Source organism: Streptomyces sp. NPDC014894, assembly GCF_043080985.1.
Taxonomy (GTDB): domain Bacteria; phylum Actinomycetota; class Actinomycetes; order Streptomycetales; family Streptomycetaceae; genus Streptomyces.
In genome coordinates this window covers 68780-83918 of record NZ_JBIBWD010000006.1, presented here as the reverse complement: position 1 = coordinate 83918, position 15139 = coordinate 68780, and the positions used below count along the sequence as shown (strand labels likewise).

Here is a 15139-nt window from a genome sequence, read left to right as displayed (position 1 = left end):
GTTGACGGGCGGCGTCCCTGAGAGATCAGGGGCGACCGCCCGCTCTCGTACCCGCGAGCGTGACCGTCCCCGCACCGGGAGCACCACGGGCACCGCCCGTATCGCTGCCGGTGCATTCACTCTCCGTAACCATCGAGGGCCGCAAGACCCTCCGGTCCGGATACGCCGATGTCGGCAGCCGCTCCCGCCGTGAAAGGCGTACCGGCACCGCGCCCCGCGCGGGACACCGGCTCAAGCCTCTCTGCCCGTACCGGCTACGGCACCGCCAGGGCCGAGACGCGCGTATAGACGCCGGGGCTGTCGGCGCGGCCGCAGCCGCTCCCCCACGACACCAGGCCGATCAGCCGGCCGCCGGCCACCAGAGGCCCTCCGCTGTCCCCCTGGCAGGCGTCGTGGCCGCCCCGGGCGTCTCCGGCGCAGAGCATCGTCGCGGCGCTGTAGCGGCCGCCCAGGCCCCCGGGATAGGCCCTCTCGCACGTCGCGTCGGACAGCACGCTCACCGGGGCCGCGCGCAGCGACGAGGCGTAGTCGCCGCCGCCGGTCGTATCGCCCCAGCCGTAGACCGTGGCGCTGGTGCCCGGCTCGTGCGCGGGGTCGGCGGCGTCGGCCACCGGGATCACCTGGGAGGCGGGCAGCGCCTCGGCGAGGGTCAGCACCGCGAGATCGGAGCCGTTGGTGGCCGGATCGTAGTCGGGCGACACCCAGCTGCCGGCGATCGCGGTCTCCCTGCCCTCCGCGCTCGCGAGTTCGGTGCGCCCGCTGACGACGCGCAGATCGGGGAGGTCGCTCACCCTGCCGCCCAGGACGGTCCGGCTCAGACAGTGGGCGGCGGTCATCACCTTGGTCGGCGCGACCAGGACTCCTCCGCAGAACTGGCCTCCGCGCGTTCCCCCGAACCGGTCACGGCTGGCGAGCGCGACCACCCAGGGGCTGTCGGCGGCCCGGGCCGCGTATCCGCCCACGACGATGCTGTCGGCGGCGGCCGGAGCGGACGAGGCCGGCGGCGCCAGGGCCCCGGCGGGGATCAGGGCGAGCGCCCCGGTCAAGGCTCGGACGATGGGACGGCGCATGGGGTCTCCTGACTCTGCGCGAACGGAGGCCCACCCAGAGTCAGTCAGCGGGTCGCGCTCCGCACCCCCGGACACGGCGGTGGCCCGGATTCCTGACGGAATCCGGGCCACCGGACGACCGATTCTCTACGGTTCGATCGTGTACGACACGGTGCGAGCGCGCCCCGCTCCGGACTTAGTCCAGGTAGTCGCGGAGGACCTGCGACCGCGACGGGTGCCGCAGCTTGGACATCGTCTTGGACTCGATCTGGCGGATGCGCTCACGCGTCACGCCGTAGACCTTGCCGATCTCGTCCAGGGTCTTGGGCTGGCCGTCGGTGAGGCCGAAGCGCATGGAGACGACGCCCGCCTCGCGCTCGGACAGGGTGTCGAGCACCGAGTGCAGCTGCTCCTGGAGGAGGGTGAAGCTCACCGCGTCGGCCGGGACGACCGCCTCGGAGTCCTCGATCAGGTCGCCGAACTCGCTGTCGCCGTCCTCGCCCAGCGGGGTGTGGAGGGAGATCGGCTCACGGCCGTACTTCTGGACCTCGATGACCTTCTCGGGGGTCATGTCGAGTTCCTTGGCCAGCTCCTCCGGGGTGGGCTCACGGCCCAGGTCCTGGAGCATCTGGCGCTGCACGCGGGCGAGCTTGTTGATGACCTCGACCATGTGCACCGGGATACGGATGGTGCGGGCCTGGTCGGCCATGGCGCGGGTGATCGCCTGACGGATCCACCAGGTGGCGTACGTGGAGAACTTGTAGCCCTTGGTGTAGTCGAACTTCTCCACCGCGCGGATCAGACCCAGGTTGCCCTCCTGGATCAGGTCCAGGAAGAGCATGCCGCGGCCGGTGTAGCGCTTGGCCAGGGAGACCACCAGACGGAGGTTGGCCTCCAGGAGGTGGTTCTTGGCGCGGCGGCCGTCCTCGGCGATGATCTCCAGCTCGCGCTTGAGCTTCGGCGCCAGCTTGTCGGCGTTCGCCAGCTTGTCCTCGGCGAAGAGTCCGGCCTCGATGCGCTTGGCCAGCTCGACCTCCTGCTCCGCGTTGAGCAGGGGGACCTTGCCGATCTGCTTGAGGTAGTCCTTGACCGGGTCGGCGGTGGCGCCGGCGACCGCGACCTGCTGCGCGGGAGCGTCGTCCTCGTCCTCGTCGGACAGGACGAAGCCCTTGTTCTCGCCCTCGGCCTCTTCCTCGTCGCCCTTGGCGCCGGGCTGGACCTCGTCGAGCAGCTCGTCGCCCTCGCCGGGCTCGTCCATGTCCTTCTTGGACGCGCCCTTCTTGGCCACGGTCTTCTTGGCGACCGTCTTCTTCGCCGCGGTCTTCCTGACCGCGGTCTTCTTGGCGGCGGCCTTCTTGGCGGGCGCGGCCGCCGAGCCGTCCTCGCCGACCTGGGCGTCGGCGGAGTCCGCCGACGAAGCGGTCGACGCCGCGACGGTCTTCGTCGTCGTCTTGGCAGCGACGGTCCTGGTGGCGGTGCGCTTTGCCGGGCTCTTCGCCGCGACGCTCTTGCGGGAGCGCTTGGGCGACTCCGCGGCACTGACCATCAGCGTCACACCCTCTTCCTCGAGGATCTGGTTGAGGCTGCGCAGAACGTTCTTCCACTGGGTTGACGGAATCTGGTCGGCCTCGAAGGCGCGACGCACGTCATCGCCGGCGATCTGCCCATCAGCCTTTCCCCGCTCGATGAGCGCCATCACAGACTCGGACTCGGCGATCTCCGGCGGGAGCGTACGGGATGTGCTGGCCGACACGAACAACCTCTCGGAACGATGGATACGGCTTCCGGCCCCGCCCATGATCGGGCCGGAGCCGACGACCACCGGGCTACGGATGTGCCGGTGGCGCGGGCGGAACCTCAGCTGGAACAGATCAGCGCCATGAACGGCTGCTGTATTCCCTCCTCGGCTGTCACCTCTTAGGTCATCGCCCTGTTTCGAGGAGTGTTACGCCGAATCCGCGTGGCCCGAGTCACACCCCATTTCTCGCGAAACGGTTATACGGGACGATCACCACACAATCGTGCCGCCGGACCCCGCGGGATGCCGGCGACACTCGGCGCGTACGCCTCCACACCCTCCGGCCGCTCGGCCGGAGCGGTCAGTGCTCCCTGGGCGCGGGGACGACGCGCTCCACATCCGGGTGGACGGTGAGCAGCTGGCGCATGGCGGACTCGGCCGCGTGCGCGTCGCCCGCGGCGAGGGCGTCGACGATCCGCGCGTGATGGGCGAGGGAGGCCTCGTTCGGGCGGTCACAGCCGGTGACCGGGCCGCCGGAGACCTGGAGGGCCGAGGAGACGATCCCGGAGAGGTGCTCCAGCATCCGATTGCCCGCGAGCTGGATGAGCAGATTGTGGAACTCGGCGTCGGCGCGGGCGAGGGTGATCCCGTCGCCCTGGGCGAGGGCGTGGCCCATGATCTCAACCATGTCGCCGAGCCGCTGCTGCACGTCCTCCCGGCCGTGGCCGGCGGCGAGGCGGGCGGCGAGGGGCTCGATGGTCCACCGCAGCTCGGACAGCTCACGGCGCTGGTCGTCGCGCTGCGGGCCGAAGGCCCGCCATTCGATGATGTCGGGGTCCAGCAGATTCCAGTCGCTCACCGGGCGGACCCGGGTGCCGACATTGGGGCGGGCGCTGACCAGGCCCTTGGCCTCGAGGACGCGCAGCGACTCGCGGACGACGGTGCGGGAGACCTCGAAGCGCTGGCCGATCTCCTCCGGGACGAGCGGTCGGTCCGCGCCCAGATCGCCGGAGACGATCATCTGGCCGAGCTGCTGGACGAGTTGGCCGTGCAGTCCGCGGCCCCGGCTGCCCGCCGTGCGGCGCCCGACCCGTCCGAGCTCCACCTCGGAGCCTTCCCACACGGGAGGGCCGACGCGGTCGGCTCCGGGCGACTCCGCGTAGGGGTATCGGTCGAGTTCGCCCGGGCCGGCGAGGCCGGAGTCGGCGGGACGGGCGGCGGTCATCATGGTGTGCGCAAGGGTACTCACGCATCCTTTGTCGGCCCGGCTCCCACACCCCTTGAGGTCTTTGGTGAAAAGCACACGAAAGGGTGATCGGCGCTTCCCCCACAATTGACGCCTTATCGGAAAGAAACGGGCGCACTCAAGGGAGTTATGAGCAGATGGCCACTCGCCGGTCGTTCATGATCACCAAGGTGTCCTGCGTCGAAGGTCGGCGAACAAGTACGCGCAGATGAGAACAGAGAGCGACAACATCAGCGCCACACCGACCGGTTGGGCGAACGCGTGTACGCCGGACAGCAGCCAGTCGTCCGCCTGACGCGGGCCGGGCGCCCGGGCCGGTGAGCCGAGTCCGCCCGGCGGTCCGGCGGCCGGCCGCGCCGGGGGGACGGCCAGGGCGTGCCGCACCAGCGGGGCGATCAGCACGGGAGCCGCGAGGACGGCGGCCACCCCGGCGGCCGTGACGCGGAAGACCCCGGCCGCGAGCAGCCCGGCCCAGGCGCAGCCGACCGTCAGGGCGCACCAGCCCGCGAGGAGTACGGGCCGGTCTTCCGGCGGCGCGCCCGCCTCGACCCCGTACGCCAGGCGCAGCGCGAAGGTGTCGGCCGCCGCGACGAGCAGGGCGATGAGCAGGGCGGCCGCGCCCGTGACGGCGAGCTTGGCGAGCAGCAGGCCGGCCCGCCGGGGGACCGTGCCGCGCGCGGTCGCGAGCGCCGGGTAGCGGAACTCCTCGCCGAAGGAGAGCGCCCCGATCACCCCGGCGGCGAGGGCGGCCGGGGGCAGCGGCAGGAACGCGGGCCACGCGGCGATCGCGGCGGCCGTCGCGGTGCTCTGCGAGCGGGCGAGCAGGAGGCAGCAGACGGGGGATACGAGCAGCGCGGCGGCCGCGATGAGCGCGGGGCCGCGGACTCCCAGCATCCGGAGCACCTCGTACCGCAGCGGCCGCACGGGGGTGCGGGCGCGAGGCCGGGCCGGGGGCGGCGCGGGGGCGTGCGGCGGTGCGGGGGCGTCGGGGGCGGGGGCAGGGGGGCGCGGGGCGGGGGCCTCGGGGGCGGGCGCTTCGAGGGTGGGGGCTTCCCCGGCGGGGGGCGGTTCCGGGGCCAGGGAGGCGGGCTGCGCGGGGGCGGCGGTCCCGGGGCGGGCGTTCGGGGGGCGGTCGTGTGCGGGGAGGGTGCGTGCGGGGAGGGTGCGTGCGGGGCGGTCGTTCGGAGGGAGGCCGGCTGGGGGGTGGCCGGTCGGGGAGGGTGCGCTCACCGCGTGGCCGGTCGCGGGGAGGGCGGTCGCGGAGCGGGCCGGGAGGGCGGCGGCCGGCTCCTCGGCGAGGAGGTGCACGAGTACGCCGTGCCGGAAGGCGGTCTCGCCGACCTCGGCGCAGCTGCTGCCGTACACGGAGAGGAGGCCGCCGCTCTCGGCGACCGCCTCCACCGGGCGGCGGGCGGCGCGGGCCTCCCGCCGGACGAGGGCGGCGAGCCGGACGGCGTGCGGGGTGCGGACGGCGACCCGGGGGCGGAGCCGGGTCCGGGCGAAGTCGGCGCTCTCCTGGTCGGCGACGAGCCGCCCCGCGTCCAGGGTGACGACGCGGTCGGCGAACCGCGCCGCCTCCCCCGGGTCGTCGGTGGTGCACAGCACCGTGCCGCCGCGATCGGCGTGGGCCCGGCACAGACCGTGCCACCAGCGCTGCTCGGCGGGCGGAAGGCCGGCGGCGGGCTGGTCGAGGACGAGGGCGTGCGGGTCCCCCAGGAGGGCGCAGGCGGCCCCGAGTCTGCGGTCCATGCCGAGGGAGAGGGTGTCGAGCCGCCGGTCGGCCAGGCCCGCGATCCCGGCGGCGCGGAGCACCTCCTCCGCGCGGGCCCCGGGCGCTCCGACGGCGGCGCAGAGCATCCGGAGGTGGTTGCGGGCGGTCCGCCCGGGGTGGCCGGGGACGTCTCCGAGCAGCGCGCCCACCTCCCGGGCGGGATGGGTGACGCGGTCGAGAGGAGTGCCCCGGAAGTAGGCCGCGCCCCGGCCGGGTTCGACGCCCAGCAGCAGGCGCAGCGCCGTGGACTTGCCGGATCCGGGAGGGCCGAGGAGGACGGTGACCCGGCCCGGGAGCGCGTCGAAGGTCAGGTCGTGGACGGCGGGCGGGAGGTCTCGCCGGGGTCTGCTGGTCAGTCCGATGGCCTGGAGCATCGCTTCTCTCGCGGATGGGCGGAAGGGAGACCGCTCGGCGGCAGGGCGGGTTACCGCAGCAAGATAACGCGACATTTCGGACTTCCGATGGAGCCGGCCGCCCCGGTGTCAGAGCGCGCCCCGGCGCGCCCGCTCCAGAGCCGCCCCGAAAGGCCGCCCCCGGCCGGCCCTGAAAGACCGGCCGGTCCTGACGCGGCCCCCGGTCGCCCCTGGCCGACCGTCAGCCTCGGACCCCTGGCCCCTGGCCCCTGCGCCCGGCCTCGGAACCCCGGCACCTCCGCGCCTGCGCCCGCGCCGACACGCGTGCGGGCACCCGCGCGCAGGCGCCCGCACGCACCGGCCCGCGCCTCTCCGGACCCCGGTCAGACCTCGGGCCGCAGCATCGGCGGGTTGAGCACGGTCGCCCCGCCCGCCCGGAAGAGCTGCGCGGGACGGCCGCCCTGACGGGTGGTCGTCCCGCCCGAGGGGACCAGGAACCCGGGCGTGCCGGTGACCTTGCGGTGGAAGTTGCGCGGATCCAGGGCCACGCCCCACACCGCCTCGTACACCCGCCGCAGCTCGCCGACGGTGAACTCGGGCGGGCAGAAGGCGGTGGCCAGGGAGGAGTATTCGATCTTGGACCGGGCGCGCTCCACTCCGTCCGCCACGATCAGGGCGTGATCGAACGCGAGCGGGGCCGACTCCTCGCCCTCCCGGCCGGAACCGCCCTCCTGGCCGAGCAGATCCGCCACCGGCGCCCACCGCGCGCCGTTCGCGTCGCCGCCCGCCCTGGGGGCCGGCAGATCGGGGGCCAGCACCAGATGGGCGACGCTGACGACCCGCATCCGGGGATCCCGCCGAGGGTCTCCGTAGGTGGCGAGCTGTTCGAGGTGCGCGCCGTTGCCCGGAGCCGGGGAGGCGGGGTCGTGGGCGCACAGTCCGGTCTCCTCGGACAGCTCGCGCGCGGCCGCGGTGGCGAGATCCTCGTCGTCCCTCACAAAGCCGCCGGGCAGCGCCCACCGGCCCTGGAACGGCGGCTCCCCGCGGCGGACGACCAGCGCGCAGAGCGCGTGACGGCGCACGGTGAGCACGACCAGATCGACGGTGACGGCGAAGGGCGGGAAGGCCGACGGGTCGTAGGGAGACATGCCGTGATCATAGTCGTCTGCCTGACGATAAACACTCCTTTCGCCATCCGGGGCCCTGTCTTTCTGACGCCGTCCGCCGGGCCTCGCCCACCCTCCCGCCACACCGCGCCTCGCCGCCCGACGCGCCCCCGCCCCGGCCGGGAGGCCGTCCGGCAGCCGCCCCCGTTCGGATGTCGCCCACGGGCCCCTCCCGGACCGCGCCGGTCACCCGAGCCCCTCCCGCTCCTCCCGCGCGCCGCCCCGGCCCGCGTCCTCCTGGGCGCGGCGTCCGCCCGTACGCCCGGGGCCGCCCGTCGTCCCGCCGGGGCGCGGTCCGGCCGTGCTCCGGGGCTTCCCCGCCCCCGCGGGCCGGGCCCCCGGACGGCTCCGGCGGGCGGCGGGGCCGCGCGGGGCCGGGGGCCTTCCGGCTCCGCGGCTCCGGACAGCCGGCGCCGGGACGGACGCGAGGGCCTCCCGGGCCTCCCGTTCGACGCGCAGGCAGTCGCGCAGGGTCTCCGGATCCAGGTCCTCGTTGCACGCCTGGTGCAGCAGGCGCGCGAAGACGTACTCGGGGTCCCGGTCCAGCGCGAGCCCGAGCGCGACACGGGCGGCCGGCTCGTCGCCCGTGGACCAGGAGACCCAGCCCGCGAGGGTGAGCGGTGCGGCGGCGTGCTCGGTGTAGGGGCCGACGCAGCGGCGGCACAGCGCCCGCCAGAGCCGGAGCGCCGGCCCGGCCTCCGGCCCCTCCATCCACTCCGCCGCCCGGTCCCTGGTCTCCCGGTCCTGGAGTCCGACGATGACCGCGGCGGCCTCGTCGTGGCTGATGAGACGGTCGTCCGCCAGATCCTCCTGAGCGGCCGTCCGACCGGCGGAGGGCGGGGCCTGGGCGATGCGCTCCATCAGGGCACGGGCCAGCTCGATGGTCTCCCGCGCGACCCCGGCCCTCCGGTCCCCGTCCAGGATCCTGGGCGCCAGCGCCCCGGCGGCCCGGTCCAGCGCCCGCTGCTGACCGGTGCCGAGCGCGGCCGCCGGAGGCACCAGTCTGGCCTCCATGTCGCGGAGCGATCCGCGCACATTGACCCCCGCGTACGCGGCCGTCGCGGCCATCACCGAGGTGCCGGGCACGGCCAGCGCGGTCCCCTCCGCCGGGCAGCACCGCCGGTCCGGGCAGCAGTAGGACCAGAAACGTCCGCCGGAGACGCACAGCGCCTCGTACACCGGCACGTCGAGCGCGCCGCAGGCGGTGCGCAGCCACTGGGCGAGCGGCCGCAGCCGCTCCATCACCCGAAGGCCGGACTCGCCGTCCGCCGGGTCCTGGCAGAGGAAGAGGACGATGCCGTCGGGCCGGGCGGCGCGCCGCTCGCTCCCTTCGATGAGGCACTCCGCGAGCTGTCGGGCGACGGGCGACCACTCCTTCTCGGAACGGGGGATGCCGATCCTGACCCGCCCGCCGAAGCGGCCCCGGCTGCCGTGCAGCGCCACCATCACCACGGAATCGGTGGGGTGGTATCCGAGCACGTAGGGCAGGGCGTCGGCCAGCTCGGCGGGGCCGCGCAGGGTGATCTGGGGCTCGTCGGCGGGTCCGCTGGTTTCCTGGTGCTTGTTCATGGCTCGACGGTCTCGCGGGCCGGGCGAGTCCGCGACCCCCTGTGGATAACTCCCTCCCGGGCTCGCCGCCGGCCGCCCGGTTGTCCACAGGCGCGGCTCCTCGTTCGCGTGTTGTCGGTGCCATCGGGTTGCATGGGGGCATGACTGACGCAGACCTCGCGGACCGTACCGCTCTCAGGGCGGCCGCCGACGCCGTGCTCGCCCGCCTCGTCTCGGACAGCGGCGGCACCGCCCGGCTGCGCGAGGACCAGTGGCGGGCCATCGAGGCGCTCGTCGCCGACAAGCGCCGGGCGCTGGTCGTCCAGCGCACCGGCTGGGGCAAGTCCGCGGTCTACTTCGTCGCGACCTCGCTGCTGCGCCGGCTCGGCGCCGGCCCCACGGTGATCGTCTCGCCCCTGCTCGCGCTCATGCGCAATCAGGTGGAGGCGGCCGCCCGGGCCGGAATCCGCGCCCGGACGATCAATTCGTCCAACACGGAGGAGTGGGACACGGTCCAGGCCGAGGTCGCCGCGGGAGAGGTGGACGTGCTGCTGGTCAGCCCCGAGCGGCTGAACAATCCCGACTTCCGCGACCAGGTCCTCCCCCGGCTCGCCGCCGCCACCGGCCTGCTCGTCGTCGACGAGGCGCACTGCATCTCCGACTGGGGCCACGACTTCCGCCCGGACTACCGACGGCTGCGCACCATGCTGGCGGATCTGCCCGCGGACGTCCCCGTGCTGGCGACCACCGCGACGGCCAACGCCCGGGTGACCGCCGATGTCGCCGAGCAGCTGGGCACCGGCGCGGGCACCGACGCCCTGGTGCTGCGCGGTCCGCTGGACCGGGAGAGCCTCAGCCTGGGGGTGCTCCAGCTGCCGGACGCGGCGACCCGGCTCGCCTGGCTCGCCGATCATCTCGAGGAGCTGCCGGGCTCCGGGATCATCTACACCCTCACCGTCGCCGCCGCCGAGGAGGTCACCGCCCATCTGCGCCAGTGCGGGCACACGGTCGCCTCCTACACCGGCCGCACGGAGAACGCCGACCGGCAGCAGGCCGAGGAGGACCTCCTCGGCAATCGGGTCAAGGCCCTCGTCGCCACCTCGGCGCTGGGCATGGGCTTCGACAAGCCCGATCTGGGGTTCGTCGTCCATCTCGGCTCCCCCTCCTCCCCCATCGCCTACTACCAGCAGGTGGGCCGCGCGGGGCGCGGCGTGGAGCACGCGGAGGTGCTGCTGCTGCCGGGCCGGGAGGACGAGGCGATCTGGAAGTACTTCGCCTCGGTCGCCTTCCCCCCGGAGGAGCTGGTCCGGCGCACCCTCGACGTGCTGGCGCACGCGGACCGCCCGCTCTCCCTGCCCGCCCTGGAGCCCCTGGTCGAACTGCGGCGCACCCGGCTGGAGACCATGCTCAAGGTGCTCGACGTGGACGGCGCGGTGCACCGGGTCAAGGGCGGCTGGACCTCCACCGGACAACCCTGGTCGTACGACGCGGAGCGCTATGCCTGGGTCGCCCGGCAGCGCGAGGCGGAGCAGAGCGCGATGCGGGAGTACGCCCGCACGGACGCCTGCCGGATGGAGTTCCTGCGCCGGCAGCTGGACGACGAGGAGGCCGCGCCCTGCGGCCGCTGTGACAACTGCGCGGGAAGCCGCTTCAGCGACAAGGTCTCCGGCTCGGCCCTGGACGCGGCGCGCGGGGAGCTGAGCCGGCCGGGCGTGGAGGTGGAGCCGCGCAAGATGTGGCCGACCGGGCTGGCGGCGGTGGGGGTGTCCCTCAAGGGCCGGATCCCGGAGGCGGAGCAGTCGTCCGCGGGCCGGGCGCTGGGCCGGCTCTCCGACATCGGCTGGGGGAACCGGCTGCGGCCGATGCTGACCCCGCAGTCACCGGACGGGCCTGTTCCGAATGATGTGGTGGACGCGGTGGTGACCGTGCTCGCCGACTGGGCGAGGAGCCCCGGCGGCTGGGCCTCCGGCGCGCCGGGAGCGCCCGCCCGGCCGGTCGGCGTCGTCACCGTCGCCTCCCGCTCCAGGCCGCGCCTGGTCGAATCCCTCGGCGCGAGGATCGCCGAGGTCGGCCGGATGCCCCTGCTCGGCTCGGTGGAGTACGCCCCGGAGGCGCTGGACGCGCGGATCTCACGGACCAACAGCGCCCAGCGCGTGCGCGCGCTGCACGAGGCGTTCACCGTTCCGGACGCTCTGGCGGCCGCGCTGACCGCCGCCGACGGACCGATTCTGCTGGTCGATGACCTCTCCGACAGCGGCTGGACGCTGGCGGTGGCGGCGAGGCTGCTGCGCCGCGCGGGGGCCAAGGGGGTGCTTCCGCTGGTGCTCGCCGTCCAGGCGTGAACTCCGTTGGCCGCGGGATGGGTCAGGGAGGGCGTCGATGGGAAGGGATATCACAGGCATACGTGTTGATTTCCGCCAGTGACGTCAAATTGCTCGTTGCCGCATGCCGACGGGACAGCGAGAATTGGAGTGCTCCCCGCACGGCCCGTTTGTGGTCCGGAAGGGCTGTTCGCGGTGCGCCCTCACCCGACCCTGCCCGCATGTGGGCGCGTATGCGAAGGGAGGACTGTGACCTTCGGATTCGCTTCGTCCGCAGCCACCTCGATGACCAACTCGGCGAACTCCGCCAGCCGCCTCGCCAGGATGCTTCAACCTGCCGAGTGGGCGTCCGCAGGGATACCCCTGCTGCGCAACCCCCGAGAGGTGGTGAGCGGGTTGCACTCCCGCCACCGCCCGACTCCGACGACAGCGATCGTCGCCGTGCTCGACCCGGAAGAACGCCTCACGGCCAGCGCCTCGTTCGCCCGGCGCTCCGCCGTGCTCGCGGACGGCTGGGAGTTCCGCAACGCGCTGCTGGCTCATCTGCGCCGGGTGATCCCGCACGATCTGCGCCGCCGTACTCCGGTGCGCACCGCCGTCCTGCTCTACTGCCGTGAGGGCGACGAGCGGTGGACGGAGGAGGACGGCGCCTGGATGTGGGGCCTGAGAGACGCGTGCACCCTGCACGGTCTCCGCTGCGGCGCCTACATCACGCTGACCCGCGACGGCTGGCAGGTGCTGGGAGAGGGGCGGGGCGGCCGACAGCCGAACCTGACCTCGACTCCCGGCGATCTCGCCGAGGCGTCGGCGGCCGCCGAGCCGCTGGAGCTGCGCACGGCCAGCGGGGCGCCCGAGGCACTGCGCCGTACCGCCGCTCGCTGACCTTCCCCGGGCCCGTCGGCCCGGGGGATTCGCGGCGGCATGTCAGAACCGTCCCGACCGGGCGTGCGTACGCGCACCCGGTCCTTCGGCGTGCTCGTGGGCATGCCCCGGGTCCGCCTCCGAGCCTTCGTCCCCCGCTCCGGGCGGGCCGGCGCTCCTGATCCCGGTTTCGGGGCGGGCAGGCGGGTCCCGGGCAGGGCGCGTCGCCCTCTGTGCCGGTTCGTCCGGCTGCCCGCCGTACGGGCAGCCGGATCAGTCGGGACCGCGGCCTGTCACCGGCCGGTCCGGACGAGCCGTACGGCTCAGACTCCGGCGCCGAGCGCGGTGTTGATCCGCTGGGCGTCGCCACAGACGATCAGCAGCGCGCCGGCCTTGGCCAGCGCCGCGGGCAGCGCCCGGGCGTCGTCCTCGCTGCCGCCTCCGAGGGCGACGACGACGACGGGCCGGACCGACGCCCGGTCCAGCGCCGAGGCGTCCGCGTAGAAGACATCGTCGCCGGCGTCGTGCTGTGCCCAGTAGGCGGCTTCGCCGAAGGACAGTTCGTGCGCGGCCCACGGGTGCGGCTCGCCGGTGGTGAGCACCAGGACGTCGCCCGGCGTGCGACCGGAGTCGAGCAGCAGGTCCACCGCCTCGTCGGCGGCGTCGAGCGTGCCGCCGTCCGGAGCGGGGATCAGCTGGATCTGCGGCTGGGTGCGATTCTCCGCCGGGGAAGCCTGCGGCTGTCCTGCGGAGGGGCGCGTGCGCTGGGCCGGCGGCGCGGGCCGGGCCGGGCCGGAGCCCGGGCTGCCGGGGCGCGGCGAGGCCATGGAACGCGGACCGGGTACGGGACGTGGGGTCGACGCGGTGCGGCCGGTGGCCGGAGTGACGCGGGGACCCTGGGCGCTCTCGTGAATCTGAGGCTCCTCGGGAAGGAGAGGCATGGGTGGATGTCTATCAAATGCCGGTGCGAACGGCATCGGCGGGTGGGCACATGAGTGCGACTGCCCTGCGGGAAGGGCCAGTTCAGAAGTCGAAGCCGAGCTGGCCCCCACTCTCCAGTTCTGCCGCGGCGGCGGTGATCCGAACCTTCTTGAGGTGACGCCACCGGGGCAGAGCGTCCAGATAGGCCCAGGAGAGCCGGTGGTAGGGCGTGGGGCCCCGCTCGGCGAGAACGGCCTTGTGCACGGGCGAGGGATAGCCCGCGTTGGCCGCGAAGGCGAAGTCCGCGTACTCCCCGGGCAGTTCGGCCATCATCGCGTCCCGCCGCACCTTGGCGATCACCGACGCCGCCGCGACCGCGACACAGGACTGATCGCCCTTGATGACCGTACGGACCTGCCAGGGATCTCCGAGGTAGTCGTGCTTGCCGTCGAGGATGACGGCCTCGGGGCGCACCGGTAGCGCGTCGAGGGCCCGGGAGGCGGCGAGCCGCAGGGCCGCGGTCATCCCGAGTTCGTCGATCTCCTCGGGCGAGGCGTGTCCGAGGGAGTGGGCGGTGACCCACTTCTCCAGCTCGACGACGAGTTCCTCGCGGCGTCTCGGGGAGATCAGCTTGGAGTCGGTGAGGCCCTCGGGCGGTCTGCGCAGCCCGGTGATCGCGGCGCACACCGTGACCGGACCGGCCCACGCCCCGCGTCCGACCTCGTCGACACCGGCGATGATCTTGGCACCGGTCGTGGCTCGGATCGAGCGCTCGACTCTGTGGGTGGGTGGTTCATACGGCATGGCGCTGGCAAGCGTACGCCGCCGGACCCCGCCGGTGGCAACCGGATTACCGTCGACCTCTCGGGCGCGACCGGGGGCCGCCTTCCCGGCTTCGACGATCCTCGCCGAAATTTGCTTTCGCATATCACAGAGAGTGGCCTTAAACGATCAGCGGACAGCATCGCCCGATCCGACCAATCGCCGGAAAGGCCAGCGGCATCTACGCACCGACGAGATCGATCACCCGGCCCGACTTCGCCGCCCTTGAATGCCGGGACTGCATGAGCATCGCCCGAGCAAAGGGATGAAATCCTCCTCGCAAGACACTGTCCGCGAGCGTGCGACAAGCCTCGGAGGGCGCTCTCCGAGACCGTGGCGGGCAGGGCGCCGACACGGCCGGTGCCGGAACCGGACGCGGAGACGTCCGCCGCCGTGTCAGGGACAGGCAGTGGGCCGCCGGGCCGGCGGCTCAGCCCGTGCGGCTCGGCACCCACTCCGGAAGAGCCTCGGTGTGCCGGAGCCAGTCGACCGGAGGCCGCCCCGCGGCTCCCGCCGCGACGACCCCGCACGCGATCGCGCAGTTGGTGTCCACATCGCCGCCCACCTGGGCGGTCGTCCAGAACGCCCGCTCGAAGTCGTCGAGCGACCGGGCCGCCGACCAGAGCGCGAACGGCACGGTGTCGTGCGCGCTCGTCCGCCGTCCGCTGCCGAGGACGGCGGCGACGGTCGTGGCGTCGTTGTAGTCGAGCATGTCGCGGGCGCGGCGCAGACCGGCCCCCACCGCGCTGCGGGGCACCAGCGCGATGACGCCGTCCAGCAGCTCGACGGGCTTCGGCGGGCCGCCGGGATCGGCGGCCAGCGCGGCAGCGGCCGCCACCGCCATGGCCCCGACGACGGCCTCACGGTGCTGATGGGTGGTGTACGAGGAGATCTCGGCCTGGTGGGTGGCCTGCTCCGGGTCGTCCGCGTACCACGCGCCGAGCGGGGCGATGCGCATGGCGGATCCATTACCCCATGAACCCTGGCCGTTGAACAGGCCCGCGGCGAGTTCTCGCCAATCGCCGCCTTCGCGTACGAGCCGGAGCATGCGATTCACGGCGGGGCCGTAGCCGCGGTCGAAGTCGTGGTGGTCGGCGAAGGAGCGGGCGAGGGCGTCCTGGTCCACCCGGCCGTGGTCCCCGAGGACGGCCAGTACCGAGCAGGCCATCTCCGTGTCGTCGGTCCACTGCCAGGGGCCGGGGGGCAGCTCTCGCGCCTGCAGCCGGGGGTAGTTGGCGGGGACGAAGAACTGGGAGCCCAGAGCGTCTCCCACGGACAGTCCGAGCAGACTGTCCCGTGCGCGTTCGAAGCGCCGGTCGTCAGAGGAGTCAGCGATCATCTTC

The 15139-nt window shown here is 73.8% G+C and carries 11 protein-coding genes; 2 read left to right on the top strand and 9 right to left on the bottom strand.

What is annotated here, in order from left to right; all coding sequences use genetic code 11:
• Positions 1-254 precede the first annotated feature (254 nt).
• The 6 genes from ACF089_RS16275 to ACF089_RS16250 all read right to left on the bottom strand — a co-directional run bounded on the left by ACF089_RS16275 (position 255) and on the right by ACF089_RS16250 (position 8892).
• Positions 255-1070: a S1 family serine peptidase gene (locus tag ACF089_RS16275; protein ID WP_392026578.1), complete on the bottom strand. Its 816-nt coding sequence runs from the start codon at positions 1068-1070 to the stop codon at positions 255-257.
• A gap of 175 nt (positions 1071-1245) precedes the next feature.
• On the bottom strand, positions 1246-2847 hold the full coding sequence (locus ACF089_RS16270) for an RNA polymerase sigma factor (RefSeq protein ID WP_392027187.1): 1602 nt from the start codon (positions 2845-2847) through the stop codon (positions 1246-1248).
• A 301-nt stretch (positions 2848-3148) separates the two neighbouring features.
• The gene (locus tag ACF089_RS16265) at positions 3149-4036 is read right to left on the bottom strand and encodes a FadR/GntR family transcriptional regulator (protein ID WP_392026576.1); all 888 of its coding nucleotides are present in this window, start codon (positions 4034-4036) and stop codon (positions 3149-3151) included.
• 159 nt (positions 4037-4195) lie between these two features.
• Entirely contained in the window at positions 4196-6178 is a 1983-nt protein-coding gene (locus ACF089_RS16260; RefSeq protein ID WP_392026574.1) for an ATP-binding cassette domain-containing protein, read from the bottom strand.
• A 362-nt stretch (positions 6179-6540) separates the two neighbouring features.
• Positions 6541-7305, bottom strand: coding sequence for an NUDIX domain-containing protein (locus ACF089_RS16255; RefSeq protein ID WP_392026572.1), 765 nt, complete (start codon positions 7303-7305; stop codon positions 6541-6543).
• Between the two features lie 204 nt (positions 7306-7509).
• Positions 7510-8892, bottom strand: coding sequence for a DUF4192 domain-containing protein (locus ACF089_RS16250; protein ID WP_392026570.1), 1383 nt, complete (start codon positions 8890-8892; stop codon positions 7510-7512).
• A gap of 140 nt (positions 8893-9032) precedes the next feature.
• Between ACF089_RS16250 and ACF089_RS16245 the strand changes: the two genes are divergently transcribed.
• Both ACF089_RS16245 and ACF089_RS16240 read left to right on the top strand, forming a co-directional pair.
• Positions 9033-11213, top strand: coding sequence for a RecQ family ATP-dependent DNA helicase (locus ACF089_RS16245; protein WP_392026569.1), 2181 nt, complete (start codon positions 9033-9035; stop codon positions 11211-11213).
• Between the two features lie 228 nt (positions 11214-11441).
• The gene (locus ACF089_RS16240) at positions 11442-12074 is read left to right on the top strand and encodes a hypothetical protein (protein WP_392026567.1); all 633 of its coding nucleotides are present in this window, start codon (positions 11442-11444) and stop codon (positions 12072-12074) included.
• Positions 12075-12376: 302 nt separating this feature from the next.
• Here the strand turns inward: ACF089_RS16240 and ACF089_RS16235 are convergent, their stop codons facing one another.
• From ACF089_RS16235 to ACF089_RS16225, 3 genes are all read right to left on the bottom strand, one after another.
• A complete protein-coding gene (locus tag ACF089_RS16235) occupies positions 12377-12994 on the bottom strand; it encodes a hypothetical protein (RefSeq protein WP_392026565.1) in 618 nt (205 codons plus the stop codon).
• Between the two features lie 82 nt (positions 12995-13076).
• Complete coding sequence (locus ACF089_RS16230) at positions 13077-13778, bottom strand: ribonuclease HII (protein WP_392026564.1); 702 nt, start codon at positions 13776-13778, stop codon at positions 13077-13079.
• 448 nt (positions 13779-14226) lie between these two features.
• Complete coding sequence (locus ACF089_RS16225; RefSeq protein ID WP_392026562.1) at positions 14227-15135, bottom strand: ADP-ribosylglycohydrolase family protein; 909 nt, start codon at positions 15133-15135, stop codon at positions 14227-14229.
• Positions 15136-15139: the final 4 nt, after the last annotated feature.